The sequence below is a fragment of the Alcanivorax sp. HI0083 genome, from assembly GCF_001635175.1.
The window spans coordinates 1-2,131 of sequence record NZ_LWFX01001536.1 but is presented as its reverse complement, the minus strand read 5'-3'; the positions used below and the strand labels follow the sequence as shown (position 1 = coordinate 2,131).

Sequence of the window (2,131 nt, the reverse complement as noted above, 5' to 3'; positions counted from 1 at the left end):
GGGCCAGAAAGGGCAACTGGAATAACAACTGCACCACCCCGGCGATCAACACCCCCCAGGCCAGGGCCACCGCCATGCGGTCTTCGGCAAAGTGCGGCGCCAGAAACAGGGCGCAGCCGATCAGGCTCAGGTTCAGCAATACCGGAGTGAAAGCCGGCACGGCAAAGCGGTTCCAGCTATTGAGAATGCCGCCGGCGAACGCCGTCAGCGCAATAAAGAAAAGATAAGGGAACGTCAGGCGCAGCATCTCCACCGTCAGCGCCCTTTTCACCGGGTCATCGCCAAAACCGGGCGCAAACACCCAGATAATCGCCGGCGCGGCCAGCACCCCCACCAACGTCACCAGCACCAGGGTGCCACCCAGGGTGCCGGCTACCCGGTCCACCAGTAGTTTGGTGGCGGCCATGCTGCCATTGCTGCGATATTCGCTGAGCACCGGCACAAAGGCCTGGTTAAAGGCCCCTTCGGCAAACAACCGGCGCAGGAAATTGGGAATTTTCAGAGCCACAAAAAAGGCATCGGCGCCGGCGGACGCGCCCAGCATCCGGGCGATCACCACATCACGCACCAGCCCCAGCACCCGCGACAGCATGGTCATGGTCGCCACCACGGCGGTGGACGCCAGTAAACCTGCCTTTTTCGGGGATTGCTCGGGGGTATCAGTCATGGTCGCTCCAGGAAACCGGTGAAGGTTAACGAAAGGCCACCCAAACCGCCAGAGAGACGCATGCCGATCATCATTTCAGCAGGCTTTTCCCATTGACACAGGCCGCCTTGATCGGCATAGTTGCGCGTCTTTAGACCGTGACCCGTGTGTTTTTTGACCATAGATTGGCTTCCAATACTCAGGTCGGCCCTTCCGGGCCAGTGTCGTAAACCGAATTTGACCTCGAATTTTAGATAGGAGCAGGACCTTGGCTAACTCACCGCAAGCACGCAAGCGTGCGCGTCAGGCGGAAAATCGCCGTCAGCACAACGCAGCGATGCGCTCCATGGTGCGCACATACCTGAAGAAGGTGAACGCGGCTATTGCGTCCGGCGACCAAGGCAGCGCTCAGGAAGCTTACAACCAGGCGGTGTCTGTGCTGGACAAAGCCACCCGCAAGGGCAAGTTTCACCCGAACAAGGCCGCTCGCCACAAGAGCCGCCTGAACACCAAGATCAAGGCGATGGCTGCCTAAGCTCTTTGGTGGACATAAAAAAACCGGCCTCGAGCCGGTTTTTTTATGTCTGAAAATCAGTAGCGAGTTGCGTCAAGCCTCCGGCGTCAGGCTTCCGGCGTCAAACACCACCAGATTATCCCGGTGGATCAGCTCCTCCTCATTCATGAAGCCCAGAACCCCAGCGATCTCGGCGCTTTTCTTGCGGCAAATCCGGCGTGCATCCGCCGCATCGTAATTCACCAGGCCACAGCCGATCCGCTCGCCCTGCTGATCCTCACACGCCACCATCTCGCCACGGGAAAACTGGCCAAACACATCCACCACGCCCACCGGCAGCAAGCTCGAGCCGCCATCACGCAAGCGCGCCACCGCACCGGCATCCAGCACCAGGCGCCCGCGCATCTGCAAATGCCCGGCCAACCACTGCTTGCGGGCGTTCATGGGCGAGGTATCCGGCAACAACGTCGTGCCCGGCCCCTGACCATCCGCCAACTCGATAAGCACTTCCGGGCTACGCCCGGAGGCAATAGTGGTAATCGCACCCGAGCGAGCGGCCAACTTGCCGGCCCGCACCTTGGTGGCCATACCACCGCGCCCCAATAAACCGCCGCCGCCAGCGACACGGGCAATGGTCGGGTCCGAGGCCCGGGCCTCGCGAATCAGATTGGCATCGGCATTGTTGCGCGGATCCGCATCAAACAGGCCCTCCTGATCCGTGAGAATCAGCAGCCGGTCCGCCTCTACCAGATTCGCCACCAGCGCCGCCAGGGTATCGTTATCCCCAAAACGGATTTCGTCGGTGACCACGGTATCGTTCTCATTCACCACCGGCACCACACCGAACCCCAGCAGGGTCAGCAAGGTAGAACGGGCATTGAGATAGCGTTTGCGATCAGACAGATCGTCGTGGGTGAGCAGGACCTGGGCAGTATGCAACTGATGCTGCTGAAAGCGGGTCTCCCAGGCCT

At 60.6% G+C, this 2,131-nt stretch carries 4 protein-coding genes; 1 reads left to right on the top strand and 3 read right to left on the bottom strand.

Annotation, left to right across the window (positions count from 1 at the left end):
* Positions 1-667: murein biosynthesis integral membrane protein MurJ (gene murJ, locus A3754_RS23100; protein ID WP_304439862.1), on the bottom strand; the 667-nt coding region annotated here is incomplete at its 3' end.
* The gene (locus tag A3754_RS26800; protein ID WP_007149328.1) at positions 664-828 is read right to left on the bottom strand and encodes a hypothetical protein; all 165 of its coding nucleotides are present in this window, start codon (positions 826-828) and stop codon (positions 664-666) included. The genes A3754_RS26800 and murJ, both read right to left, overlap by 4 nt.
* 86 nt (positions 829-914) lie before the next feature.
* Between A3754_RS26800 and rpsT the strand changes: the two genes are divergently transcribed.
* A complete protein-coding gene (rpsT, locus tag A3754_RS23095; RefSeq protein WP_011587742.1) occupies positions 915-1,181 on the top strand; it encodes a 30S ribosomal protein S20 in 267 nt (88 codons plus the stop codon).
* 72 nt (positions 1,182-1,253) lie between these two features.
* Here the strand turns inward: rpsT and proB are convergent.
* Positions 1,254-2,131: glutamate 5-kinase (gene proB / locus A3754_RS23090; protein ID WP_063521457.1), on the bottom strand; the 878-nt coding region annotated here is incomplete at its 5' end.

Coding starts and splice junctions, on each gene's coding strand:
- A3754_RS26800 (WP_007149328.1), bottom strand. CDS start 828: ATGGTCAAAAAACACACGGGTCACGGTCTAAAGACGCGCAACTATGCC.